Origin of the sequence: Paraliobacillus sp. JSM ZJ581 (assembly GCF_044383835.1) — a bacterium.
Taxonomy (GTDB): domain Bacteria; phylum Bacillota; class Bacilli; order Bacillales; family Amphibacillaceae; genus Paraliobacillus.
This window is the reverse complement of sequence record NZ_JBISEP010000006.1, coordinates 37,776-63,608: the sequence shown is the minus strand read 5'-3', so window position 1 is coordinate 63,608 and position 25,833 is coordinate 37,776. Positions and strand designations below refer to the sequence as shown.

The 25,833-nt window shown below is 34.0% G+C and carries 31 protein-coding genes; 2 read left to right on the top strand and 29 right to left on the bottom strand.

The window, feature by feature from the left end; all coding sequences use genetic code 11:
- Nucleotides 1–128: 128 nt before the first annotated feature.
- From safA to spoIIIAA, 23 genes are all read right to left on the bottom strand, one after another.
- On the bottom strand, nt 129–680 hold the full coding sequence (gene safA / locus ACH6CY_RS05565; protein ID WP_374066374.1) for a SafA/ExsA family spore coat assembly protein: 552 nt from the start codon (nt 678–680) through the stop codon (nt 129–131).
- A gap of 186 nt (nt 681–866) precedes the next feature.
- Nucleotides 867–1,643, bottom strand: a complete 777-nt coding sequence (gene spo0A / locus ACH6CY_RS05560; RefSeq protein ID WP_374066283.1) for a sporulation transcription factor Spo0A — start codon at nt 1,641–1,643, stop codon at nt 867–869.
- A 222-nt stretch (nt 1,644–1,865) separates the two neighbouring features.
- Nucleotides 1,866–3,149 carry a SpoIVB peptidase gene (spoIVB, locus tag ACH6CY_RS05555; protein ID WP_374066282.1) on the bottom strand — a complete coding sequence of 428 codons (1,284 nt, stop codon included), beginning with the start codon at nt 3,147–3,149 and terminating at the stop codon, nt 1,866–1,868.
- Nucleotides 3,150–3,351: 202 nt separating this feature from the next.
- A complete protein-coding gene (gene recN, locus ACH6CY_RS05550) occupies nt 3,352–5,073 on the bottom strand; it encodes a DNA repair protein RecN (RefSeq protein ID WP_374066281.1) in 1,722 nt (573 codons plus the stop codon).
- Nucleotides 5,074–5,110: 37 nt separating this feature from the next.
- Nucleotides 5,111–5,560 (bottom strand): transcriptional regulator AhrC/ArgR, encoded by a 450-nt coding sequence (ahrC, locus tag ACH6CY_RS05545; RefSeq protein ID WP_374066280.1) that lies wholly within the window; start codon nt 5,558–5,560, stop codon nt 5,111–5,113.
- A gap of 62 nt (nt 5,561–5,622) precedes the next feature.
- Entirely contained in the window at nt 5,623–6,447 is an 825-nt protein-coding gene (locus ACH6CY_RS05540; RefSeq protein ID WP_374066279.1) for a TlyA family RNA methyltransferase, read from the bottom strand.
- Nucleotides 6,448–6,566: 119 nt separating this feature from the next.
- Nucleotides 6,567–7,151: a hypothetical protein gene (locus ACH6CY_RS05535; RefSeq protein WP_374066278.1), complete on the bottom strand. Its 585-nt coding sequence runs from the start codon at nt 7,149–7,151 to the stop codon at nt 6,567–6,569.
- 682 nt (nt 7,152–7,833) lie between these two features.
- On the bottom strand, nt 7,834–8,718 hold the full coding sequence (locus ACH6CY_RS05530) for a polyprenyl synthetase family protein (RefSeq protein WP_374066277.1): 885 nt from the start codon (nt 8,716–8,718) through the stop codon (nt 7,834–7,836).
- The gene (locus ACH6CY_RS05525) at nt 8,719–8,949 is read right to left on the bottom strand and encodes an exodeoxyribonuclease VII small subunit (RefSeq protein ID WP_374066276.1); all 231 of its coding nucleotides are present in this window, start codon (nt 8,947–8,949) and stop codon (nt 8,719–8,721) included.
- Nucleotides 8,939–10,297, bottom strand: a complete 1,359-nt coding sequence (gene xseA, locus ACH6CY_RS05520) for an exodeoxyribonuclease VII large subunit (protein ID WP_374066373.1) — start codon at nt 10,295–10,297, stop codon at nt 8,939–8,941. The genes ACH6CY_RS05525 and xseA overlap by 11 nt, the downstream gene beginning before the upstream one ends.
- Nucleotides 10,298–10,306: 9 nt before the next feature.
- Nucleotides 10,307–11,164 (bottom strand): bifunctional methylenetetrahydrofolate dehydrogenase/methenyltetrahydrofolate cyclohydrolase FolD, encoded by an 858-nt coding sequence (gene folD, locus ACH6CY_RS05515; protein WP_374066275.1) that lies wholly within the window; start codon nt 11,162–11,164, stop codon nt 10,307–10,309.
- A gap of 12 nt (nt 11,165–11,176) precedes the next feature.
- Entirely contained in the window at nt 11,177–11,557 is a 381-nt protein-coding gene (nusB, locus tag ACH6CY_RS05510; protein ID WP_374066274.1) for a transcription antitermination factor NusB, read from the bottom strand.
- 236 nt (nt 11,558–11,793) lie between these two features.
- The gene (locus ACH6CY_RS05505) at nt 11,794–12,183 is read right to left on the bottom strand and encodes an Asp23/Gls24 family envelope stress response protein (RefSeq protein ID WP_374066273.1); all 390 of its coding nucleotides are present in this window, start codon (nt 12,181–12,183) and stop codon (nt 11,794–11,796) included.
- A 45-nt stretch (nt 12,184–12,228) separates the two neighbouring features.
- Nucleotides 12,229–13,584, bottom strand: coding sequence for an acetyl-CoA carboxylase biotin carboxylase subunit (accC, locus tag ACH6CY_RS05500; protein ID WP_374066272.1), 1,356 nt, complete (start codon nt 13,582–13,584; stop codon nt 12,229–12,231).
- 11 nt (nt 13,585–13,595) lie between these two features.
- Nucleotides 13,596–14,075, bottom strand: coding sequence for an acetyl-CoA carboxylase biotin carboxyl carrier protein (gene accB / locus ACH6CY_RS05495; RefSeq protein ID WP_374066271.1), 480 nt, complete (start codon nt 14,073–14,075; stop codon nt 13,596–13,598).
- Between the two features lie 251 nt (nt 14,076–14,326).
- Nucleotides 14,327–14,887, bottom strand: coding sequence for a SpoIIIAH-like family protein (locus tag ACH6CY_RS05490; protein WP_374066270.1), 561 nt, complete (start codon nt 14,885–14,887; stop codon nt 14,327–14,329).
- Nucleotides 14,887–15,543 carry a stage III sporulation protein AG gene (gene spoIIIAG / locus ACH6CY_RS05485; protein ID WP_374066269.1) on the bottom strand — a complete coding sequence of 219 codons (657 nt, stop codon included), beginning with the start codon at nt 15,541–15,543 and terminating at the stop codon, nt 14,887–14,889. Before spoIIIAG ends, ACH6CY_RS05490 begins: the two co-directional genes overlap by 1 nt.
- The gene (gene spoIIIAF / locus ACH6CY_RS05480) at nt 15,536–16,150 is read right to left on the bottom strand and encodes a stage III sporulation protein AF (RefSeq protein ID WP_374066268.1); all 615 of its coding nucleotides are present in this window, start codon (nt 16,148–16,150) and stop codon (nt 15,536–15,538) included. Before spoIIIAF ends, spoIIIAG begins: the two co-directional genes overlap by 8 nt.
- Nucleotides 16,151–16,167: 17 nt before the next feature.
- Nucleotides 16,168–17,307 (bottom strand): stage III sporulation protein AE, encoded by a 1,140-nt coding sequence (gene spoIIIAE / locus ACH6CY_RS05475; RefSeq protein WP_374066267.1) that lies wholly within the window; start codon nt 17,305–17,307, stop codon nt 16,168–16,170.
- Nucleotides 17,308–17,387: 80 nt separating this feature from the next.
- Entirely contained in the window at nt 17,388–17,777 is a 390-nt protein-coding gene (gene spoIIIAD / locus ACH6CY_RS05470) for a stage III sporulation protein AD (protein WP_374066266.1), read from the bottom strand.
- A 7-nt stretch (nt 17,778–17,784) separates the two neighbouring features.
- Complete coding sequence (spoIIIAC, locus tag ACH6CY_RS05465; RefSeq protein ID WP_374066265.1) at nt 17,785–17,991, bottom strand: stage III sporulation protein AC; 207 nt, start codon at nt 17,989–17,991, stop codon at nt 17,785–17,787.
- A 14-nt stretch (nt 17,992–18,005) separates the two neighbouring features.
- Nucleotides 18,006–18,518, bottom strand: a complete 513-nt coding sequence (gene spoIIIAB / locus ACH6CY_RS05460) for a stage III sporulation protein SpoIIIAB (protein WP_374066264.1) — start codon at nt 18,516–18,518, stop codon at nt 18,006–18,008.
- Entirely contained in the window at nt 18,463–19,437 is a 975-nt protein-coding gene (spoIIIAA, locus tag ACH6CY_RS05455) for a stage III sporulation protein AA (RefSeq protein ID WP_374066372.1), read from the bottom strand. Before spoIIIAA ends, spoIIIAB begins: the two co-directional genes overlap by 56 nt.
- A 497-nt stretch (nt 19,438–19,934) precedes the next feature.
- Here spoIIIAA and ACH6CY_RS05450 point away from each other — a divergent pair, with 497 nt between their 5' ends.
- Complete coding sequence (locus tag ACH6CY_RS05450) at nt 19,935–20,621, top strand: CPBP family intramembrane glutamic endopeptidase (RefSeq protein ID WP_374066263.1); 687 nt, start codon at nt 19,935–19,937, stop codon at nt 20,619–20,621.
- 55 nt (nt 20,622–20,676) lie between these two features.
- Here the strand turns inward: ACH6CY_RS05450 and efp are convergent, their stop codons facing one another.
- The 3 genes from efp to ACH6CY_RS05435 form a co-directional block, all read right to left on the bottom strand.
- A complete protein-coding gene (gene efp, locus ACH6CY_RS05445) occupies nt 20,677–21,234 on the bottom strand; it encodes an elongation factor P (protein WP_374066262.1) in 558 nt (185 codons plus the stop codon).
- Nucleotides 21,235–21,285: 51 nt separating this feature from the next.
- Nucleotides 21,286–22,347 carry a M24 family metallopeptidase gene (locus ACH6CY_RS05440; RefSeq protein ID WP_374066261.1) on the bottom strand — a complete coding sequence of 354 codons (1,062 nt, stop codon included), beginning with the start codon at nt 22,345–22,347 and terminating at the stop codon, nt 21,286–21,288.
- Between the two features lie 113 nt (nt 22,348–22,460).
- The gene (locus tag ACH6CY_RS05435) at nt 22,461–22,958 is read right to left on the bottom strand and encodes a YqhR family membrane protein (protein WP_374066260.1); all 498 of its coding nucleotides are present in this window, start codon (nt 22,956–22,958) and stop codon (nt 22,461–22,463) included.
- Between the two features lie 201 nt (nt 22,959–23,159).
- Here ACH6CY_RS05435 and ACH6CY_RS05430 point away from each other — a divergent pair, with 201 nt between their 5' ends.
- Nucleotides 23,160–23,531 carry an SA1362 family protein gene (locus ACH6CY_RS05430; protein ID WP_374066259.1) on the top strand — a complete coding sequence of 124 codons (372 nt, stop codon included), beginning with the start codon at nt 23,160–23,162 and terminating at the stop codon, nt 23,529–23,531.
- A gap of 23 nt (nt 23,532–23,554) precedes the next feature.
- On the opposite strand, the gene ACH6CY_RS05425 is transcribed toward ACH6CY_RS05430, so the two are convergent.
- The 3 genes from ACH6CY_RS05425 to ACH6CY_RS05415 form a co-directional block, all read right to left on the bottom strand.
- The gene (locus tag ACH6CY_RS05425; RefSeq protein ID WP_374066258.1) at nt 23,555–24,445 is read right to left on the bottom strand and encodes a patatin-like phospholipase family protein; all 891 of its coding nucleotides are present in this window, start codon (nt 24,443–24,445) and stop codon (nt 23,555–23,557) included.
- 268 nt (nt 24,446–24,713) lie between these two features.
- Nucleotides 24,714–25,211 carry an LURP-one-related/scramblase family protein gene (locus ACH6CY_RS05420; RefSeq protein ID WP_374066257.1) on the bottom strand — a complete coding sequence of 166 codons (498 nt, stop codon included), beginning with the start codon at nt 25,209–25,211 and terminating at the stop codon, nt 24,714–24,716.
- Nucleotides 25,212–25,614: 403 nt separating this feature from the next.
- A complete protein-coding gene (locus ACH6CY_RS05415; RefSeq protein WP_374066256.1) occupies nt 25,615–25,788 on the bottom strand; it encodes a Fe3+ hydroxamate ABC transporter substrate-binding protein in 174 nt (57 codons plus the stop codon).
- Nucleotides 25,789–25,833: the final 45 nt, after the last annotated feature.

Below are 25,833 nucleotides of genomic sequence, written 5' to 3'. Positions count from 1 at the left end.
TTATTCAAGATTATCTTTGCGTATTCAGCTATCTAGGTCATTAGAATCGATTAGATACCTTTATTCACTGAAATATACACTTATACACGTTTTAAAAAAACCTTGATATAAAAATCAAGGCTTTTCATTTATTTTTTCACAAATAATTGCGTCCAATACTTTCCGTTTGATACATACCCTACACCAATATGTGAAAAATCTCCTAAGATATTCTTTCTGTGTCCCGCACTATTCATCCAAGCTCTAACAACTTGTTGAGGCGTCTGTTGTCCTCTTGCAATATTTTCTGCTGCTCTTTTGTATGAAATCCCAAAATCTTTCATCATAGTGAACGGTGAGCCGTATGTTGGACTCTGATGGGAAAAATAGTTTTTGTTCTTCATATCTGTCGATTTATATCGTGCTACACGAGATAGTTCCCAATCAGGTTTTAAAGCAGGTAGACCATATTTCGCTCGCTCTTGATTTGTCAATTGTATGACCAAATGTTCCGTACGTTTCACAGCGTCTATGTCTGGTATAGTTAGCTGTTGTTTTGGATAAATTAAATCAGGATTTTTAACTTGAGGGTTAGCTTCAATAATTTCAGTAACACCAATTTGATAACGAACTGCAATTTTCCACATTGTGTCACCTGATTGCACCGTATAACTTGTGCTTGCAAATACATGTATAGGCATAAAAAAGCTACTCAATAATACAGCAATACATATTAATTTTCTCAATTTATTACCTCCTTTTTTGTTTAAGGTGTCACATAAAAGGAAATTTATACATGTAAAATGTTTGTATGCAATAAAATAATACCTCCTCTTTTCACATAAAAATATGTCAAAAGAGAAGGGATTACTTAGCAGGTGATAGCTTTAGGAAACACGATGTTCCAATCTAAGTCGATCAGCAACCATTGCTATGAATTCACTATTTGTCGGCTTTGCTTTAGAAACATTAATCGTATAGCCAAAAAGTGCGGAAATCGAATCAATGTTTCCTCTACTCCATGCCACCTCGATAGCATGTCTAATTGCACGTTCTACACGTGAAGCTGTCGTGTTAAACTTTTTAGCAATATCCGGATACAATACTTTTGTTATAGATCCTAATAGTTCTATATCGTTATAAACCATTGTGATCGCTTCTCGTAAATACATATAACCCTTTATGTGTGCTGGAACACCTATCTCATGAATGATATGTGTGATACTTGTTTCTAAATCAAATTTATTGTATTCCTTTGCTGGCTTTTCTATTGCCTTTGAAACAGGTATGCCATATACTTGCCTAATTTGTTCAGCTAAACTATCTAAATCAAAAGGTTTTAAAATAAAATAGGAAGCACCTAAGTTTACAGCATTTTTCATGACCTCTTCTTGTCCAAAAGCCGTAAGCATAATAACATTTGGTCTTTTATGCAAATTCATTTCTTTTAGCTTACCCAATACTGCCAATCCATCTATATGTGGCATGATAATATCTAACACAACGATATCCGGCTCTTTCTCTTGAATTAAATTCAGCCCATCTTTCCCATTATAAGCAGTTCCAATAACTTCAATATCTGACTGACTTTCGAAGTAATCTTCCATTAACTCAATTAACTCTTGATTATCATCCACCAAGCAAACTTTAATTTTTTCAACCATTTTTATCCTCCCTATTTCTATTTAATCTCAGTTAATTATTTTCGACATAAGTTATTTTTTTCCTTCAAATTACTGAAAAAACTTATTTTTTTTTAGATTTACTCTTGTTTTCTAATGATTTCGACCATATCCGTTTATTTACGACAAATTAATACAATAATTTATAAGTCACATACATACACCAAAAAACTCTTATTGCATGTAACAATAAGAGTTTTTTTATTAACTTGCTTTTTTATTTTTTTTGTATATATCAATACCTGCTTCTTGTAGCATCCATTCAATGTGTATACCATATCCACTTGTAGGGTCATTGACAAATACATGCGTTACTGCACCAATTATCTTTCCTTTTTGAATAATTGGACTGCCACTCATCCCCTGCACAATACCACCAGTTTTATCTAGCAATTCTTTATCAGTGATTTTAATAATCATCCCTTTTGTTGCTGGATTATTTTGTTCTACACTGTTTACAATTTCTATATCAAAAGCTTCAACCTTTTCTCCATCTACAACGGTTAAAATTTGTGCTTCTCCTTCTTCCACTTGATGAGACAATGCGATTGGCATCGGTTTATTCCAATTACTGTCCTGTAGTTTTTGGTTTATTTCTCCGAATACTCCAAATGGACTGTTCTTTACAATCGAACCTAACGGCTGATTTTCTTCATCAAAGGAAGCTTGTTTTTCACCAGGTACGCCATTATTACCTTTTTGAATATTAGTAATTGACGACCTTACAATCGACCCATTGTGAATTTGAATTGGTTTTTTTGTATCCATATCTGAAATGACATGCCCAAGCGCACCATATTTTTTTGTTTTCGGATCATAAAATGTCATTGTCCCAATACCTGCTGCCGAATCTCTAATATATAATCCAATTCGATAAGCCTGTTCATTTTTATCTAATGCAGGAAATAATTTTTTTTCCATTGTTTTATCTCCACGTTTAATTAATAACTGAACGGCTTCTCCTTTTTCACCAGCCTGTTTTACAAATGGTGTTATTTCTTCCATTTGCTTGACCTCTTGATTGTTTATTTTCAATATTACATCTCCTACTTGCAAACCAGCATCTTCCCCTGGTGATTTCTCCCCAGCTTTTGTTTCGATTAGATGATGGCCAACTACTAACACTCCCAATGTCTGTAGTTTAACACCAACAGATTGTCCGCCTGGAACTACTTTATACTGATTTAATACATCAACATCAATTTTTTTTATTGGGAAATCCGCAAATTCATAAATAATTGAACTTTTACCATCATCTACGGATTTAAAGGTTGATGCATCTATCGCTTTAATTACTTCATCACTTTGTGCGGTAGTTTGTTGTACTTCATTTATTTTAGGTAAGTCAAGTACATCATCATCATTGTGGAAAATCGTGATTTTGTCAGGAATTGAAACATAATCTTGAATAGGTGTAATAAAAGGCATACTTAGGAAAGTAACAAGGAGTAATATTCCTACGACTGCACGTATATTTATTTTTCTCATCATTCACGCTCCTCGTTCCTTGACCCATTTTTATTTTTTCTGTATTTCTAATGTGACCTTTCCATTGTGTTTTTAAACCCTGCAAAGATCAGAAAAAACGGAGATGATTTCCTTAATTACATAATAATTTTTCGTTCATAAAAGACAAAACCATGTAGCCCTTAATCTACATGGTTGATTCATTAGATATAAATGTATATAATTACTTTAATTTTCCTGCTTGATCGATTAATTCACGCGCATGTTTTCGTGATGTAGCAGTTAATTCAGTTCCCGTTATCATTCTCCCAATTTCTGTTATTCTGTTCTCGGTGGAGAGGGACTCTATCGATGTCATTGTACGATTATCTTTTACTTGTTTTTGAATAAGCATATGTGTGTCTGCCATCGCCGCTACTTGAGGTAGATGTGTGATGCATAGCACTTGTGATCCAACAGAAATGTTATGAATTTTCTCTGCAATAGCCTGTGCAACTCTTCCACTTACACCTGTATCTACTTCATCAAAAATAACACTAGTAACTCCTTGATGATTCGCAAATATTTTTTTCATGGCAAGCATAATACGAGATAACTCACCGCCAGAAGCCACTTTATTTAACTCTTTGACCGGTTCGCCAGGATTAGTTGATATTAAAAACTGGACATGATCATAACCACTTTCGCTCAATTGAATCGGTATGCCATCTAATTCAATATTCCCTACTTTTCCTTTCTTTATGGAAATATTAATATCAAATACTGCTTTGTCTAGATATAAATCTTTTAACTCTTGCTGTATCGCCTGCTTTAATTCATTGGCTGCTTGTATTCTCAAATCATTAAGATGCTTTGCTTCAACTAATACGTCTTGTCCGATTTCTGTTAGTTCTTGCTCCAGTTTTTCAATAGATGAATCCTTATTCTTTATCTCATCCAATTCATCTTCGATAACAGATGCGTATTCAAGCATGTCATCAACAGTTGAACCGTATTTTTTTTGAAGGCGGTTTATTTCATTTAACCTGCCCTCTAATTCATTCAATCTTTCTGAATCATACTCCAGTGTATCTAGATAATTGCGTAGCTCAATTGACATCTCTTCAATAAGATAAAAATAATTTGTGAATGCTTCTTTTTGTTGTTTAAAGGATGCATCATATTCACTAACTGTTTCTAAACCAGATAACGCCATACTGAGCCAATCAATTGCTCGCTGTTCACCACTCAAGGACTCATATGCATCACGAACACCCGTAAAAATTTTTTCATAATTTAACAATTTCTCACGTTCATCTCTTAGCTGTTCATCTTCACCAGGGGTTAAATTCGCTTGATCTAACTCATTTAATTGAAAAGTTAATAAATCAAGACGTTGTGCTGTTTCTTGTTCGTTTTCATTTAATTGCTTATATCTGCTTTGAATCGTGATTAATTTTTGATAAAGCATTTGATAATCACGCTTAGCTTCTTCCATTTGTGTTTTATTATACAAATCTAATAACTCAATATGACGATCAACATCCATTAAAGACTGTGTTTCATGTTGTGTATGAATATCAATCAAGGATTTTCCGAATTCTTTCAAAATCCCTAATGTCACTAAATGCCCGTTTACACGACAGATGCTTTTACCATTTGAACTGATTGTTCTTGATAAAACAACCATTCCATCAGAATCAATATCAATTCCAAATGTTTCACTAATGGTATATACAGCATGACGATCGTTATCGATTGAAAATAGTCCCTCTAAACTTGCTTTTTTAGCTCCATGTCGAACAAACTCAACAGAGCTTCTTCCACCAGCAAGTAATTGAATAGCATCAATAATAATCGATTTACCTGCACCAGTTTCACCAGTTAAAACAGTTAATCCTTTGTTAAACGTAATAGTTAGCTCTTCAATAATTGCAAAATCTTTAATTGAAAGTTCGGTTAACACTTGTTACACCTCACATTTTCATTAGATTCCTTTACTTTTACAACATGTCTAAAAAACGATTTTGAGTTTGTAAAGCGATATCTTCATCTTTACAAATAATAAGAATCGTATCATCACCGCAAATGGTGCCCAAAATATCGACCCAATCTAAATTATCAATCAGCGCACCAAGCGCGTTTGCATTACCTGGTAATGTTTTCAATACTAAAAGATTGTTTGCTTGGTCCATACGAATAAACGCATCGCGCATCAGTCTTTTTAGTTTTTCTAATGGATTAAAGCGTTGATCTGCGGGTAGGCTATATTTGTATCTTCCATCAGCCATGGGGACTTTTACTAAATGAAGTTCTTTTATATCTCTTGAAACAGTAGCCTGAGTTACATTATATCCGAGATTGTGCAATGCCTCTACTAATTCATCTTGTGTATCTATATCATTCTCAGTAATTAATTCGCGTATCTTTATATGACGTTGCCCCTTTGTCATTGTTAAACCTCCTGTAGTGTTTCAGTTAAGCAAAATACAAAAAACATCTCCATATTTCATACCTATTCATGTACTTTGTGTGCCTCTAATATTACTTGATCAATCAGGTTTTCAAGTTCTTGACCAGCTAGATCCGCTTGACTACTTTTTCTCCAAGACAAGTGGGCAAGAAATTCAATATTACCATCTCCACCAGTAATCGGTGAATAAGTGATATTCTCTAAAGTATAATCCAAGTCATTTGCTAAGGAAATAATTTTAGTAACAACTTGTTTGTGAACTTTTTTGTCTCTAACAATTCCTTTTTTGCCAACTTGTTCTCTACCAGCTTCAAATTGTGGTTTTATCAATGCAATAACATCACTTTCAGACGCTAATATAGTCTGTAAGACAGGTAAAATTAGGCGTAAAGAAATAAATGAAACATCAATGCTTGCAAAATTAGGAACACCATTTGTAAACATCTCTTTTTTTACATGTCTAAAGTTAGTTCTCTCCATTACAACAACACGGGGATCATTCCTTAATTTCCAATCCAATTGATTATACCCAACATCAATGGCATAGCATTTTTCCACACCATTTTGTAGTGCACAATCAGTAAACCCACCTGTTGAAGATCCAATATCGACCATTGTCCGGTCATTTAAATTTATATTAAATCGCTGCAATGCTTTTTCTAATTTTAATCCACCTCTACCTACATAAGGGATTGCTTTACCTTTTACTTTTAATGATAAATCAGCATCCACTTTCATCCCTGGTTTGTCCAAGCGATTTTCTTCTGAAAAAACTAGACCAGCCATGATCGTTCTTTTTGCTTTTTCTCTTGTTTCAACTAATCCGCGCTCTACTAATAACGTATCTAATCTCACTTTGTTTGCCATTTTTTAAATTCCTTTTTAATTCTTTAAGTTGTTTTATTTATCGATTGGTCATTCCATTCCTATATATCAATAAGTATTGCTATCAAATTAACAGCACAAACCTTTTTGATAAGTAACAATTACTTTTTGGACACAATCTTCATTTTAAATCTATCTTCTATTATTGCAATAACTTTTCCTGCAAAAAAAATAATTTTTGTTGAAGAGTGTATCCCAAAATATTTACCCAATGCTTTACCACCAACAGTTAAAGCTGCAACTAAGCTTGTCATTATAACAGAAATAATAATTTGAATGGAGGAGCCTTCACCATACCCGAAACCGTTTGCTAACTGAAGAACAACAATTGCTGAAGCAGTGCCACTAATCACACCCGAAATGTCTCCAATGACATCGTTACAGAAACTAGCAAATTTATCAGCATTTCTTACAATTTGGATTGCCTGCTTGGCCCCAAGTATTTTCTCTGCAGCCATGGCATGAAAAGGAACTTCATCTGCGGCAGTTGCAGCAATACCTAGCATGTCAAAAACAATACCAATCAAAACAATAATTAACACAATAAACAAGCCGACAAGCCAGATGACACCACTAAGAATGGATGAAGAGATAACTGAAAAAATAGCCGCTAACACAAATGTGATAACGGCAATACTTATACTAAATTTTATCGTGTTTTTTATTTGCGACTCTGATTTCGCCATTTATGTATACCTCATTATAAATATGTATGTGGAATGGTCGCCTAAAAGGTAAAAACTACGGCTTAGGTCCAGTAGGTTTTCCCAGATTCGTACCGAATGTTGCCATTCTGGCGGTTCCCCTTTAAACGAACCTTAGCGTTGTTACCAACAGCTAGACTGGATTGCCACTTAGTCCGTACTATAATCCCTTTTAAACGTCCTCTGGAACAGTCTAGGAGATTTCCTCAGCAGCTCTTAACCGCTCCCTAGCCTCTTTTGCAGTCCCGATTTCATATAGATAAAAACACAGCTACCAGTGGCCACCCAGTATTGTATTTACAACTATAATCCCCTCGAACACCACTCAAGGCAGGCTACGCTACGAACAAGATTTCCCTTTCTCTTATTGCGTAGGTTCATACCCCAGTCCATGGTAATAGCTTTGGCTTAGACTTACCACAGAGATGGGCCTCCGCGGAAGCAGGGTCAACGCCCACATGCCTTTGTGGATCGCCCTGCAACCTTAACTCCCAGCATCAACCCAAGGCTGGGCGCCTCAAGCCGACACAAGGAACTTCATCGATGTGCCCTTTAGCGGATTTTTAGGCCCGCCTTCAGAAACGGAGAACCGACTAGAATACTGCACCATTCCCATTATATTGCTATACTAACACATTTCACACGTCGTTTCAATCAAAATTAATCATGATTCTCGATCACTAATATACATTAAAAATTGTTCAAGTAAACTAGTTGTAACCTTCGCTTCATGTAAAGCATTTTTTGCTTTTGTTACATATTCTTGTTTTTTATTTATCGCACCTTCTAAACCTAATAATTTTGGATATGTACTTTTAAAATTAATTTCATCACTACCTACTGGCTTTCCAATTTGCTCTGCATTACCAGTAACATCCAATATATCATCCTGCACTTGGAAGATTAATCCTAGATATGTAGCGAAATCACCAATTGCGCTTAGTTGATTTTTGTCGGCTCCACCAAGATAGGCACCCATTTCGAGCGCAAAATGCAATAATTGACCTGTTTTTAAATGATGAATCGTTTCTAATTCTTCAAGTTGGACTGCTTTAGTTTCTGCTTGCATATCTAGAGATTGACCAGCAACCATTCCTTTAGGACCGCTCGCTTCAGCCAAACGTCTTATCAGATGAATTTTTTGCGTTTCGGTTAATTGCTCATCTGAAGCGATCAGTTCAAAGCTGTAAGTTAATAGAGCATCTCCAGCTAAAATAGCAGTCGCTTCGTCAAAAACTCGATGATTAGTTGGTTTACCCCTTCTTAAGTCATCATTATCCATAGCTGGAAGGTCATCATGTATTAATGAGTAAGTATGAATCATCTCTAAAGCTAAAGCCGTATTCAGCACTTTCCTATATGTACCAGCATACGCTTCGCAGCTAGCTAGCATTAATAAAGGACGAACTCTTTTTCCTCCGGCTTTAATAGAATAGAGCATGGATTCCTTCAATTGATTAGGAATTGATAACTCGGCAACTTTATGAATCAGCTCATTAGTAATCATTTGCTCTTTTTCATTGATAAATGTTGCCAAATCCTGCGTCATTTATTTATCCTCCTGTATTTCAAATGGCTTGGTTTCCCCCTGCTCATTCATTATTTGTGTCATTTGTTTTTCTACATTTGTTAATTTATCACTGCATATTTTTGAATAGCGCATACCTTCTTGATAGTATTGAATTGCCTTTTCTAATGGGACTTCTCCCTCTTCTAACTTTTCAACAATTTCCTCAAGTTGATTCATCGCTTCTTCAAAAGTAAGTTCCTTATTTGTCATTTGTTTTTCCCTCCTCTATTCCACTTACATAACAGCTCAACACACCATTTTGAACCTCAATAGAGATAGCGTCTTTAACTTTTACATCATCCGTTTTCTGAATAATGGAACCTTGTTGTGTATATGCGATTGAATATCCTCTTTTCATCGTATGGAGAGGACTAAGCAAGTTTAATTTATCCAGATTTGTTACAAAATCATACTTGTATTTCTCAAGTAAGTTTTCCATCGCTCGCTTGTGTCGTTTAGATAATTGAACGATATCCTTTTGATTTAAGTCAATTTGCTGATCAGGGTGTTGATTACTCAACCGAAGTGAGCTTTGATTAAATTGATTCATTTTATGTTGATAAATTGAAACAGTTGTTTTTGATAATTGATCTATCCGTTTATCTAGTTCTTGTTCTTTTTGGTTAATAAGCTGAGATGGGTAACGGAATGCGTAGCTTTTTTGTAATCGTTCCAATTTATTTTTTGATTCTTCTATTCGGTAAGTTAAAAGCTGACTAATAGATTGTGTCATGTTGACTACCTTTTGCTGTACATCGTCTTTTGAAGGAACAGCTAACTCTGCTGCCCCTGTTGGTGTAGCTGCTCGAACGTCAGCTACAAAATCAGCAATTGTCACATCTGTTTCATGCCCTACTCCTGAAATAATGGGTAAGTTAGAATTTACAATTGCTCTTGCGACACGTTCATCATTAAAAGCCCACAACTCTTCAATCGATCCTCCACCACGACCGACAATTAATAAGTCTAACGGAACAGTGGACTCATTTGCTTGTTTAATCGATGTTACGATAGTAGTCGGAGCTTGTTCTCCTTGAACAAGAGCCGGAAAAATAGTAACAGTAGCTATTGGATAACGTCGATTAATCGTAGACAAAATATCTCTGATCGCCGCTCCTGTTGGAGAAGTTACAATCCCAATGTGTTGTGGATATAAAGGTAACGACTTTTTTAAAGCTTTGTCAAATAACCCTTCAGTATTTAATTTTTCTTTTAACTGTTCAAAAGCAACGTGCAATGCGCCAACTCCATCTGGCTCCATTTGCTGAATATACAATTGGTATTGTCCTTGAGGTTCGTATACACTAATCTGGCCTTTAATTAAAACTTGCATCCCGTTCTCAGGTATAAATTTCAGCGACCGGTTATTTCCAGCAAACATCACAGCATTTACACGAGAGTAATCATCTTTTATCGTTAAGTACATATGTCCTCTACTATGATGCTTAAAGTTTGATATTTCACCTTTCAACCATATATCTGTAAGATGTTTGTCCAATTCAAATTTACGTTTTATATACTTAGTTAAGGCCGTAACCGTTAAATAATTATCTTGCATCATTGTTCACTACCTTTTAGCATGGGCTAATTTTGCAGATTGAATCGTATTATGCATTAGCATTGTAATTGTCATTGGACCAACCCCACCAGGGACAGGAGTAATATAAGATGCTTTGTCTTTAGCTGAATCAAAATCAACATCTCCAACTAATTTGCCATTTTCGCTTCTGTTTACTCCAACATCCACAACAACTGCACCTTTTTTAATTTGATCACCATGAATAAATGTTTCTTTACCCACTGCTACAATTAATATATCTGCCATTTTAATTACTTCGTTCATGTTAGTTGTTCTGGAATGACAATATGTTACCGTTGCATTTTCATTTAAAAGTAATTGACCTACAGGCTTACCTACGAGATTACTTCTACCTATAACAACTGCATGTTTACCTTCCATTGAAATATGTTTAGATTTTAACATCGTAATAATTCCAAGAGGCGTACACGGTAAGAAAGTTTCTTTGCCTGTAAGCATCCTCCCGACACTAACCGGGTGAAAACCATCGACATCTTTGCTTGGATCTATTGCTTCAATAATTTTCTGCTCATCAATATGATTAGGTAACGGTAGTTGAACTAAGATACCGTTTACCGCTTTGTCTTGATTCAGCTTATCTATCAATTCCAACAATGATTGTTCTGACGTTTCTGTAGGAAGTTCAATCAAATCGGAATCAACACCAACATACTCGGATGCTTTTTGTTTACCTTTCACATATGACTTGGAAGCAGGATCTTCTCCAATTAAGACAACAGTTAATTTTGGTGTAATCCCATGATTCTTTAATTCACTAACCTCTTGCTTCATCTTTAATCGTAATTCCTGTGCTAATTCTTTACCATAAATGATTTCTGCACCCAAAACTCATTCCCCCTATTTAATCATTTTTGATAACACACCATTAATAAACTTACCTGATTTTTCATCCCCATAAACATGTGCTAATTCTATAGCTTCATTAATCGCTACTCCATGTGGTGTATCTATGTCATAGAACATTTCGTATGTGGCAATGCGTAATAATGTTTTTTCTACGGTTGCTAAACGATTTAAGCTCCATTTTTCAAGATGTTTGGTTATTTTCTCATCAATGTCTTGTTTATGTTGAAATACTCCATGAACAATTGCGTTTAAAAAATCAGATGGTACTTCCTTTTGTAATAATTGTTTTAGCGATTCATTCGGATCAAAATTTTCATTATCTATTGAAAAAATTATTTGAAAAGCTTTTTCTCTTGCATTTCTTCGTTTCATTTCCATTCTCCTTGCTAACATTCAAACATCCATGCTATTAATATTTTAACTACATCATAACGAATCCAAACATAAAAAGCCATAGATTGTTAGATAAAAACACTGTTTCAATCAGTATCAATTTTAACATTCCATAGATGCATAAAAACCAGTTGTTGTATTTATGACAATTCAAACAAACATGAAAAGACCTTGAAAGAGAATTATTCTCTTTCAAGGTCTCCTCAATAATAGAATCACTCTTCTTCTTTTTCTTTCATTTCCATCTGTACGCCAACAACGTGTACATTTATTTCCTCAATTTCAAGAGCAGTCATATTTTTTAATGCCTGCCTAATATTCCCTTGAATTTTTTTTGCTACAACAGGAATTGCTTTCCCATAATCTAATACAACAAATACATCGATCATTACACCCACATCTGTTAATTCGACTTTAATTCCTTTGCCATGAGATTTTTTTCCGAATTTCTCCACAACATCTGTTGCAAAATTTCCACGAGTAGAGGAAACACCTTCCACTTCATTCGTCGCTATCCCTGCAATCACTTCAATTACTACTGGAGCAATTTCAATTTTTCCTAAACGCCCATCTTCACTTACATTCAATACTGAATTTTCGCTCATTAAGGCACACTCCTTTTGAGTTATTGATAAAATTAATAATAAATTTTACTCATCTTCTATTATAGTATATTTTTCAAGAAATTTCGTATTAAACTCACCATGATTAAACACTGGATGTTGCATCATCTTATAATGAAAGGGTATTGTCGTTGAAATGCCTTCTATTACAAATTCACTAAGCGCTCGTTTCATGCGGTCAATTGCTTCTTCTCTTGTCGCTCCATATGTAATCAATTTAGCAATCATTGAATCATAGTATGGAGTAATCGTATAGCCTGGATACGCAGCTGAGTCCACACGTACACCTAAGCCACCTGGTGGTAAATACATTTGTATTGTTCCGGGTGATGGTATAAAGTCCTTCCAAGGATCTTCAGCGTTAATACGGCATTCTATTGCCCAACCTTGAAACGTCACATCTTCTTGTGATAAAGATAATCGTTCATCGTTTGCAATATTAATTTGCTCTTTAATCAAATCCACACCAGTAACCATTTCAGTAATAGGATGTTCCACCTGAATACGCGTGTTCATTTCCATGAAATAAAAACGCTGTTCTGCTTTATCAAAAATAAATTCAACTGTTCCTGCTCCTGAATAATTAACAGCTTTAGCCGCTTTAACTGCCGCCTCACCCATTTGAATACGTACAGAGTCAGTAATAGCCGGCGAAGGGGTTTCTTCGATCAGTTTTTGCAAGCGTCTTTGAATAGAGCAATCTCTCTCACCTAAATGTATCACATTTCCATAGTTATCTGCTAGCACTTGGATTTCCACATGTGAAAAATCTTCAATAAATTTTTCAAGATATACACCAGGATTACCAAAAGATTTTTCTGCTTCTTGCTGTGTAACACGTAAGCCTTTGATCAAATCTTGTTCATTACGTGCAATTCGAATTCCTTTACCTCCACCTCCAGCAGTCGCTTTAATGATCATCGGATAACCAATTTTTCGAGCAATTTGAATTGCTTGTTCTTCACTTTCTATTATTCCATCGGAGCCTGGAACAATTGGCACACCAGCCTGTCTCATTGTTTCTCTTGCAACATCTTTGGTACCCATTTTCTGAATAGCATATGCACTAGGACCGACAAAGGTTATATTACACTTCGCACATATTTCAGCAAAATCGGCATTTTCTGATAAGAAACCATAGCCCGGATGAATCGCGTCTACCTCAGTTAACGTAGCGACACTCATAATATTGGTAAAGTTCAAATAACTATCTTTACTAAAGCGCGGACCAACACAATAAGATTCATCTGCCATTTGGACATGCAAAGCTTCTTGATCTGCTTCAGAGAAAATTGCAACCGTCTCAATCCCTAGCTCTTTGCATGCACGAATAATCCGAACAGCAATTTCCCCACGATTAGCAATTAAAAGTTTGTTAATCATGCTCTCTCCCCTTACTTCGTCTTCACTCGGAATAATGGTTGACCGTACTCAACAAGTTCTCCATTATCAACAAGTGTTTCAACAATTTCACCTGATACTTCTGCCTCAATCTCATTAAATAGCTTCATCGCCTCTACAATACAGACTACTGTATCTTGGGTTATTTTGTCCCCCACAGAAACAAATGCGTCTTGATCAGGTGAAGAAGAACTATAAAAAGTACCTACCATCGGTGATGTAATTTCATAGTCACCAGCAGTTGCTTGCGCTGTCAGCATTTCTTCTTTCACTTCAGCAGTATCCGTAGCAATTTCTTGATGTTGAGTAGCTACAGGTTTCTGTATAGGCATTGGCTGTGATGATTGAATCACTTGTTGCTCTACTTGCTTTTTTAATTTTAGCTTTGCACCATCTGTTTCATATGTAAATTCATTAATTGACGATGCATCAATAGTTTGTATTAACGATTGAATTTCTTCTATTTTTAACATAACATACACCTCTTTTTATTAAATATAACATTCATTCCATATAAATTTAAGAACAGGTACTAATAACTCCTCTTAACATTTTACGAAATCAAACTTAAAACTGCAACTATTCATTTTAGAAGTTTACATATTAAGTATACCAATCATACCACAAAAAGATTATTGTAAGAAAATATCAAATCTAATCAACATAAAAAAAACAGGCTAATCGCTCTAGCGAAAAGCCTATTTTAAAGCAATCCAATTTTTTACTAACCTTTTGGTTTAAACTTTACCTCTACATTTACTCTACCGAATTCATCATAGACCATTTGCATAATCTTGTTTGCTTCCACGTTCGATAGTTCTTCCGCTTTTACTGTTACGATGACACTGTTCTCTTTTGTTCTTACGAGCACATCACTATAACCATTTTCAGATTTTAATGTTTCTTCTATTATTAATTCTTTTGAGGAAATATGATCTATTTCCTCCATTTCATCATAAGCTTTATTTTTCTCTTCTGTTGAAGAAGAACTAGAAGCAATAATATCTTTTAATTGCTCAATCCGATTACTTCGCGTCTCTGAAACATCCATACGAATCATAGTAAACAATTCATTTGATTCATTTGTACTCTCATTGACCGTTTCTTCTGATTCATTTTTTGTATTACCTTCATCAACATTACCAGTTGTTGTTTCTTCTTCATTTATTATATCATCATTAATAAAGGCAAAATCTCCATCAGCATTAGAATTCATATAGTACACACTTAATACAATCATTAGACTTAACATTGTTAACAACCATACTGTCTGTTTTTTTAACATTATGATTCCTCCCCATTATTTTTTGGCATAATTGAAATTCGATGAATCGGGACGCCTAGCACTCGTGATACAGATTCTGATACCCACTGTTTAATCTCCATATGTTCTACACCTTTCGCAACTACCAAAACTCCTCTAACTTCTGGGCGCTTGGTTTGGATTAATAAAGGTACTTCTTGTTCACCTTGCCTGACAATTACGATTTGCTGTTCTTCTGTTGCATCTTCAATATGCCTTTCTCCTCCATTTTGATCTGTTTCTTCTGTTGTTTGTGTACCAACAATTAAATTTTTCTCATAAACTTGTTCTTGCGTAGCCTCAAGGGTAACCATTACTTCTACACCTGAAACGCCATCTATTTTTTCAAGCAATGCTTGGAGTTCTGTTTCATATTCCTTTTCTATTTCATTTACATTTGAAGTTTTTGATTTTTTTTGAGAAAAAGTCTCTTCCTCATTTGAACTTTCTATTAACCGTTGTTTTTGACTTAAATCATCCTGCTTGGTATCACTTTGATTCTGAAACATATTTCCTACTAATAAGACAAGCACACCAATTAATCCAATGATTAACATATAACCTGCCTTCGTTGGTTTAAATCCGTCTTCAGTTTTTAGCTTTAAATTTGATAATATTTTTTTGAAAGGATTATTCATTTTTTTCTCCCTTCTTAACAACATCCAGTTGCTCTAAGTTCACTTCCCATTGTTCTGCTAAATACTCACTTACTTCACGCATCGCTGCTTCTTTCGTTTCTTTTTTTTGAACTTGTTCGTTACCAATAACGATTTCTTTCACTTCAGTTTTTTGGGTATTTTCTTGTACTTCTACGTATATAGAAGCTTCTTTCAACGTGTCTGTTCTTATCTTCTCATCGGAACGAAATTGTACGTTCGATATTTCCATATCATAATTTTCTATCAACCCCTCTTTCACTTGATTTATCATTTGGACAATCAGCTCTTCTTCAACATATGCAGCTTGGGAGGCTTGTATTTCTATTTTTTTATTTTCAATCTCATTTTTTAATTGATTTTTGTTTAAAGACTGGTCAAAAGTATTGATAGAATGTGAAATAGCTTGATTAATGTCTATGTTAAAAAGTTGAAAAATCGGATGTAAAAACATGAGTAAAAATAAAAATGACAAAACAAGATGTACATATTTTCGCATCATTGTTTGCGGCAATAACATTTCAACAATCAATACTAAAAATAAAAATAATACAAGTCTTGTTATCCACGTGATAAAATACTCCATCATTGTCATTGTCCTCTCCATTAACGAAGCATTAATGTTATATTACTAGCAATTACGATGATGACGATGGTTAAAAAAAACATTAGTGATACAGTTAATAGTGCAGCAAACAAATATATAATATGTTTACTTAAAATATCTAAACATTTTATAACAGGTCCATTTCCTAGGGGTTGTATAATAGCAATTGAAATTTTATAAATAAATGAAATAACAAAGATTTTTATTGCAGGAAAAAGTACAATAACAATTAAGATAATGACACCAACGATTCCAACAGCATTTTTTAATAGTAACGAGGCACTCAACACTGTGTCCGCAGCATCTGTAAACAACCTTCCTACTACAGGAATAAAATTACCTGTAACAAATTTGGTTGTCTTCATCGCAACACCATCTTGTATCGCAGTTGTAGCACCTTGAACAGAAACGACACTTAAAAAAACCGTCATTAATATTCCTAACAGACCTAACCCTATGTTTTTTAATAACTGTGCTAGCTTTGTAACTTGAAATGATTCATTAAGTACACTTACCATCTGTAATATAGCTGAGATAAAAAAAAGCGGGATAATGAAGTAATTGATGAGTGTAACAGTAAGTTGCATACAAGCAACAATAATTGGGTGAAAAAACGATACAGCTGTCAGACTACCGAATGATGCCATCAAACCTAACATCAACGGTAACAAAGCAACCATAAAATCTCGCATGTGCATGACTGTTTCTGTTACATAAGAAGATGCAACTTGGAAACTTTGCATAGCTAGTACAAATAGCACTAAGATAACAACTAAATCCGATACCTTACTAACTGTGCTAGACTCAAACGAATTTTTTATCATTTGTAATACAACAGAACATAGAGAAAGCACAATGAGGGTTCCTAATAATTGACCACTGGCTACTATCTCATACCCAATATAAGTAAAAACTGCACTTAACCAATCCTTTATAGAAAGTATGTTCTGGTTTTGTAAAAATTCTCTAAATGTAACATCTTGTATATTAGGTAAGTATGCTCCATATTCCATTTTTATGTTTTCCCAAAAACTACTTGTATCTTGCAAAGAGACATTTTCTAATAATTGACCACTTGATATACTTGAATTCGCATTAGACGAATCATCTGAAACGCCAAACACTAGTTGATCTGTCATAAAATACATGCCACATATCACAATTAGAAGTAGTATTTTCCTGAACCAACTGTTCATCCGTCTTCCCCGCTTTTTTTTGCTTATTGCGGTAAAAATCCTATTATTGTTTCAATAACTGCTGATATGATCGGTACAGCTAGTACAATAATAAATAGTTTACCTGCTAATTCAATTTTTGCAGCGACTGATTCTAAACCTGCATCTCTAGTAATATGTGCTCCGAATTCTGCTATATAAGATATACCGATAATTTGTAAAATTGTATGAAGATACGTATCATTTATGTTCGCACGACTACTAATCAATTGGATTAGGCCAAAAACAGTAGAAACGTAATCCATAACAATAAAAAAAATAATAATAGAAGTGAAAATTATAATAAATAGTGCATATGTTGGCTTCTGCTCTTTTATTAAAAGCACTAATAAACTAGCTACAATTCCTATCGATACGATTTGAATAATCATCATGATTTAACTATCCTTGATATAAAAATACGGACTTGATCTCTTGAAATAAATCAGAAATTCCATTTATAACAAAAATAAGCACAATAATAAAACCTACAATACTTGCAAATTGTGCATATTCCTCTTTTCCCATTTGTTTTAAAATCGTGTGAATCATTGCAACAATAATCCCAATTCCTGCAATTTGAAATAAAATAGAAGCATCTTGGTACATCGTTATACCCCCTTCTAAATTAGAAGTAAGATAATAAACAATCCTGTTAAAAAGCCTAGACTTTTTACCATCTTACTGTAACGATGTTGATCATCTACAGCATCTTCTAGAACTCGATCTAGATGTGTTAATGCTAGTTGAATGTATTTCTTTTGTTGTGAAATATCGTGCTGACCTAACGTTTGTCCAAATTGAATTAATATTTCCTTCTCGTCAAAACTTAAAGCGCTGTTGTTCATTAAATTACCTACGGCTTTTGACCATGCGAGAATTAACTCGTTTGTTCCTTCCTTTAGTTGTTGATGTAGCATTTGAAAAAAACCGGCAATTGGTTCTGGACTTTGGTTAGCTACGTGCCAAAATGCATCAATTAATGGAGCATGACTATATACAATTTCCGCTTCCATTGTTTGTAGTGCACTTTTTAGCTGTCTAATTTGTTTTGGTCGATTATTTAAATAAGATGCTATTTCAAACCCTATCCAGGTGGTTGCTATTAATAATAGAAGAGCTCCTAACCATTTCATTATTTTCATTCCTTTTTTTCATCAGGTTATTTCCTTTGCCATCTAGAATTTGAAAGACAGTTCCCGGCTTATCTGATTTGCGTAATATAATGAAACGATCAAACATGTTTGACTTAAATAGTGGCGTAAATGATATTCTTTTCTTTATATCATCTAATGAGCTACCATGTGCACTACACATTAGTTTGACACCAGCGTGCAATGCTTCTTGTATAGCAAAAACATCTTCCTCACTCCCGATCTCATCAACAACAATGACATCAGGAGACATGGAACGAATAAGCATCATTACTCCTTCAGCTTTTGGACAAGCATCTAAAACATCGGTACGAGCTCCAACATCATGTTGTGGTACACCATCTAAACAACCCGAAATTTCAGAGCGTTCGTCTACAATTCCAACTTTTACAGGAGAAGCATGTTTCCACCCAGAACCAATTAATCTGGAAATATCACGAAGCAATGTCGTTTTTCCTGTCTGCGGAGGACCAATGATTAGCGTGCTACAATAATCCTTATCGAATAGCTCTTTCATATAAGGTAAAGCTGCTCCTATCTTTTCTTTTGCAATCCGTATATTAAAAAACGTGATATCTTTTATTGCTTTTACATTGCCGTTCGTTGTATTCACTTTACCTGCTAAACCAATTCGATGTCCTCCTCGAATCGTTACATAACCTTTCTTTAATTCTTCTTCCAATCGGTATAAAGAAAATTGGGAAATTTGATTTATTAAATAGGTGATATCTTGTTTGTTAGCATATAAATCAGTGAGCCGTTCCGTATGACTATCAAATATTATTTCAACTGGTTGATTCATACGAATACGTATTTCTTGTAACATACTCCATCTGTTATCAGTTTTTTGAAATATTTCATTTCTTAATGATCCTGTAAATAATGACATGATTTCTTCTATCATTTGAACGCTTCCTTTTCTAGTAGTTCTTTATTGTTCATTGTATGCTTGTCTCCATGCATTATGACTTAAATTAACAAAGCAGCTCTATAATGAAAGAAGAAAAAGAAAAAAGTTTCCTATTATATCAAGTGGTTCAGATAACATGGAGAAACAATAGAATTAATCGAGTATGAGATGACAAAAAGTTTTATACTCGATTTTTATTGATATGTAAGAGTCATTACTGTTTTCACCCCTACAATTAACAGAATAACAATAGCTGTTGTTGCTATTATTTGATATGGGGAAAATTAAGACAATAATTGTTTATGTTATAATTATTTCAGAAGAATTGTAAATGTTCCGTCAAAGGACTATTTCTAAAAAAAGATAACAGTCGATAATTGGAGGGGGTCAATATACACGGATTTAGAATAGATAGATTACTTATATTTTTGGCAAGTTTATTTTTCTCAGGAATTATTCTTTTTTCGTACAGGTTGTTTATTTGGGGAATGTTAACAATCGTAATCTTTGCTTTAACCTCGTTTTTAATCCCTAAATATCGTCCAACGGTTTCTTTGTTCATTTTCTTTTTAATAGGAATGTTAATGTTTCAAATAGCAACTGATTATTATACTGACTGGGATATATCCAAAAAGATGAAGATTATTATAAACAGAAGTTTACTCCTACTTATAATATGTGGATCATTGCTTTCAATTTTGTTATCCAAGCAAAAAGTGTTTCTTTCTACCACCTTACCAGATTGGCATAAACGCGTAACACTTCCATTACATTCAATTAAGATGCCTTTTTTTTTACTGTTAGGACTGATTGGATCAACTACAATCTTTATACCTTTGTTGTTCCTTGAAGATATAAGTTATACAAAATCTTTTGTGGTGTATGGTTTATTTTTCTCGATCATAAACGCTTTTTTGGAAGAATTTCTTTGGAGAGGTATCATGTTATCTAGTTTAAAAATAAATGTATCAACTTCTTTTGCCGTCATCACTACCAGCATTGGATTTGGCCTTATTCATATATCGATAGGAATTCCTATGATAATGAGTTTACTTTTTTCGTTAGGAGGAATCTTCTACGCATTTTTAGTTTTAAAGACCAATAGCATATACCCAGCTGTATTATTTCATTTTATTATTAATTTAGGAATGGTTTTTAATGGCTGGATATTCTAACATATATTAAAAACTCAGAGTTATATAACTCTGAGTTTTTCCGTTTAAATTTTACTTATGCTCGAGAAACATACTTACCTTCACTGGTACTGATTTGTAATACATCTCCTTCGTTAATGAAGAAAGGAACTTGCACAATTAGACCTGTTTCTAACGTAGCTGGTTTTGAACCACCACTTGCAGTATCTCCTTTAATACCCGGTTCTGTTTCTGTTACTTTTAATTCCACATTATTTGGTAAGTCTACACCAATAGTTTCTCCTTGATAAGTCATGATATGAACTTGCATATTTTCTTTTAAAAATTTCAATTCATATTCAATTTGATTTGCTTGTAATTCTAATTGCTCATACGTTTCGTTGTCCATAAATGTATGTACATCACCAGCAGCATATAAATAGTCCATTTTGCGATTATCTATATGTGCTTTATTTACTTTTTCTCCTGCACGGAATGTTTTATCTAGAATATTGCCATTACGAAGATTACGTAATTTAGACCGAACAAAAGCAGCACCTTTTCCTGGTTTTACGTGTTGGAATTCCATTACTTGCCAAATGGAATTGTCGAATTCTATAGTCAGGCCAGTTTTAAAATCGTTAACTGAAATCATATTATTTCCTCCCTGTTTTTCTTTTTTCTAATAAGATTCATTACCTATTCCTTATAATATAATAAGTTCTTTTGGCGAATCATTCAACCTCTCATTCCCATCTTTCTTGACAATAATGTCATCTTCTATTCTGCATCCACCAATATTCGGAACATATATACCGGGTTCAACTGTGACAACCATTCCCTCTTTAAGCGATTGATCTGATTTAAATGAAAGTGCAGGTTGTTCGTGCACTTCCATCCCAAGACCATGACCAGTTGAATGTCCAAAATATGCACCATATCCCTTTTCTGTAATATAGTCTCTTGTTAGCGCATCAGCTTCTTTACCAGTCATTCCAGCTTTAATCCCATTAACACCCTTTAATTGAGCTTGCAGTACCGTATCATAGATTTCTTTTAATTGATCTGATATTTCTCCTACCGCTACCGTGCGTGTTATATCTGAACAGTAACCATTATACAATGCACCGAAATCCATTGTTACTAGCTCTCCATTTTCAATTTTTTTGTCCGATGCAACACCATGTGGTAATGCCGAACGGTAGCCAGATGCAACAATAATATCAAAACTTGATGATGTTGCCCCTTGCTTACGCATAAAAAATTCTAACTCATTAGATATTTCTATTTCAGTAACCCCTGCTTTAACCACTGTAAGAATATGTTCAAATGCATGATCCGCTATTCTAGCAGCTTCTTTTAATACACTAATCTCACCTTCTGTCTTAATGAGACGAATTTTTTCGACCAACCCTTCTGTTGGAATCCATTCTACTTCTGCTTTCTTTGCATATTGCTCATACATCGCATATGTAATGTCTGTTTTTTCAAATCCAATACGCTTAATTCCTAGTGCTTTTAATTGACTAGCAACCTCTTTAACAATAGGCTGCTTATGTTCAATAATGTCGAATGATTGAGCCTGTTCATTGGCTTGTTCTGTATAACGAAAGTCCGTAATTAATAATGCTTTCCCTCCAGTAATCAAGACAACTCCAGCAGTTCCAGTAAAACCTGATATATATTTGCGATTGAATGGATTGGTAATCAATAATGCATCCAGATTATTTTCATTTAACATAACTCTAAGTTTTTCAATTTTACCCATCTCTTTTCCCCTCCATGATAATTAAGTTGATTTCTTCTATCAATATATGTTTGTTTAAGTTTATCACAAATAACGAGATTTGTTTATTTTACCTTTTTTTAATCTTAACTATGCTAAATGTTTTTTTTGGTAATAGTATCTAAATAATCATATGAGATGGAATATCCAATAAATATACCATATAATAAAAATAAACAAATTGTTGTAACGATCGTATCACTATCTAATTGTGATAAAGGCTTGATATTAGGAAAGATAGGTAGTAGCGCATAAAAAACAACACCCCATAATAGTAAACCAAACAGAATACTAGGTAACAATCCTCTTGTCTTTCTTAGAAGAATATAATAAACAAGAGCTACTAAGATTGAGATTACACTGATCGTCAGTATAGAAAGGACATCCGCTAGCCAAGTATTAGTCCAATCCGCATCTAACCAAGCCCGAATGACAAAAGTAGCAGGTGAAACGGTTGTGAAATGAAAATAGCTGGCCATCCATGCGATAAAGCTCCAAAATAACCCACCAAAAAAACCCGTTGTCAATGTTCTTGATATAATAGAGACAGGCTGTTCTCGTTTGTTTTGCTCTAATTGTTTTTTTGCTCCCATAGTCTATCACCTCTATCATATAGAATGAACAAAAAATCAAAAAAATATGCTTGAAATAAAAAGTTGCAGTAAAGCAACTAGATTATTTGGTATATTATTCATAGTGTACGCTATACTAATGAGTAAATTAAACTATTTTCAGTTAAATTTACTAGAGTTAAGGATTTTTACTCTAGCTAGTAAATAGAAAGGGTGAAGCATATGTTTCGACACAATAAAAAAACGATTTGGTTCTACCTTCTCATTGCCCTAGCCGCAATCGGATTAATAAGTCAATTATTAACTAATACAGCCAACTTTTTTTCATCCATTTTAATGATAATTGGAACAGCGGTACTTATTTACGGAGTAGTTTATCTTCTCTTTTTCAGAAAAAGAAATACATCAGAATTGAAAAAATATAAAAAAGCTGTGAAACAATCGAAAAAAAACAAAACGAAAATTACTGCGCTGAAACAGGTGAAAGGGAAGAAAATTAATCGATCCAAACAAGCCCGTAATCACAAACACGCACCTCATTTACGAGTGATTGATGGAAAAAAATCCAAAAGAAAAGATCGCGCTACATTCTAGTAGCCGATCTTTATTTTCTCTATTCAATTTGGCCAATGTTTTAAGAATGAGCTGGCTCGGACTTTACCAAACTTAATTAGTCTCTGTTTATCTTCTGTTGAAAGACCCAATTCAGCAACCGGCACATCAGTAACTGGCAAAAACAGAATATTATCTTGGTGTTTCCTAGAAATATACCTTGCATCATGTGCAATTCGCATCGTATCAATTAAATCTTTTGTTAAATCTAAAGCATTAGTTATTTTCTTTGCAGGTAGTTGATCATACGAAGCCGTTAGTTTCATACCTAATACAGGTCTTTGCTTCTTTTCTTTTTCTTGATCAAAAATCCAGATAGGTAGAGTACTTAATACAGCACCATCCACCACAACGCTTTTTTCTCGGTTGGTATTGATTATTTTCTCCGGTCTGAAAAAATAAGGCAAACTTGCACTCATTCTAATCGCTTTAGCTACTAAAAAACTCTCCGGTCTAAGGTTATACAAACGCTGTAAATCGTCTGGTATGACTACTATTTTTCCCAAAGTTAAATCGGCAACAACTACGCGCAAGCTATCCTTCGGTAAATCATGAAAGGTATAAACATTTTTTCGTGCTAAAACTTGATAGAGCCAGTTTTCAAATCGATTACCTTTATACAACCCCATCGAAAAATATAATGAAAACCACTTCCAAAACGGTACATACTTTTCTAACATCGAAGTATCCATAAAATGATTTAAATCAAGATTGATAAATAGTTGCTTCATTTCTTTCACAGTATAACCAGCTGCAATCATTCCTGAGACAATAGCACCTGCTGATGAACCAGCAACACGAACAAAAGAAAAATTTTTTTCCTCTAATACTTCCAACGCACCGATGTAAGCAAACGCCTTTACACCACCACCAGAAAAAACCCCATCAATTTTCATGTCATCGCCCCTCTATTTATATATAGAAGGAGATAGGATTATTTAGAACTGATATGTTGTGCTTTAGAAAGTTTAATCACTTTCTATCTGTAATTCTCAATAATTGCGTCAAATGATTGTTTGAAAACATTACACACGAAGGAGTAGTCTTATTACATAATAAGTCCCTTTACTGCCATTTTATTCGATCAACATACTCATTTCCTTGAGAATTTTTCTAACATAGATATGTTAGTACTTCAATTAAATGCTACTCTTATAATACACCCTAATTCCCAGCATTTGCAGCTGCAGTGTTTTCTTGTTGTTTAACAAAATCAATTGCGATGACTAAAGAGATAATAATATGCTCAAGTGCTTCATCAATCACAGTTACTTCATAAGTATCTCCCCATGTAAACCACTTTTCATTCACCTGAGCTACTACTTCACCACGACTTATCACTTCAAATTTTTTGTCCCACCAGTCACCTTGTACTTTAATTTCTCGAGCATCTATTCGGTAGCGTGATTTAAAGAAAGAAAACTCTTTTTGAATCGTAATCATTTCTTCTCCATCTACTTCAACGAAGAATTTCGGTAAAAAACTAAAGGCCTTCTTTGTTATTTTTCCAATTACATTTTCAGTGGTATCTTTAATCGTAAAAGTTTTTGGAACAGAAAACAAACTTCCCTCAATCACATATTTATCCTGGTCACTTTGATCCTTTACTGTAAACTTCCCACCCAAGCTAAACACTTTCTGTTTTACATATAGCTTATTCATATACATGCTCCCTTATCTTTTTATCAATTCCAGTCAAATCAATTTTAACTCCTCCTGCATAAATGATTCCAAAAGATCGTTCAAAAATATCAGCTAGCAAGGTACGACGACATTAAGGAAGATTATTTTCTAACCTCTAGTGAATCAAATAGATCTCATTTATTATTTCTATCGTATAAGAATCAATCACATTCGTTGTTTCCATATTAATCACATTGAAAATAATAGCTTTAACATTAAATTACTATTTTTCGGCAGAACTACCAAATAAAACGGCTATTAGCGCTATTAATTCAATGCAATTAAAATACTTCCTCATTTTTTTCATCTCATCCACATCTTCGATAAAGACTATTGCATATATTATAAAATACAGCCTTCCTTTTGATAACCATTTGATTTTCTAATTGGATTTTTGATTAAAACAGTTTTCACAAATAAACTTACCTTCGCTTTTTAAGTATGCTTTGATTTCAGTAAAACCTCTACTCTTTGGATAACGCAATTGCACAAATACCATTTTATCTTCCTCAATTTCTTTATCACAAATCATACATGTAGGTTTTTCAAAAAACACTAAATCCCCCTCCTAAAAGTAACCCTGTCATTCTTTCGTTCAAAA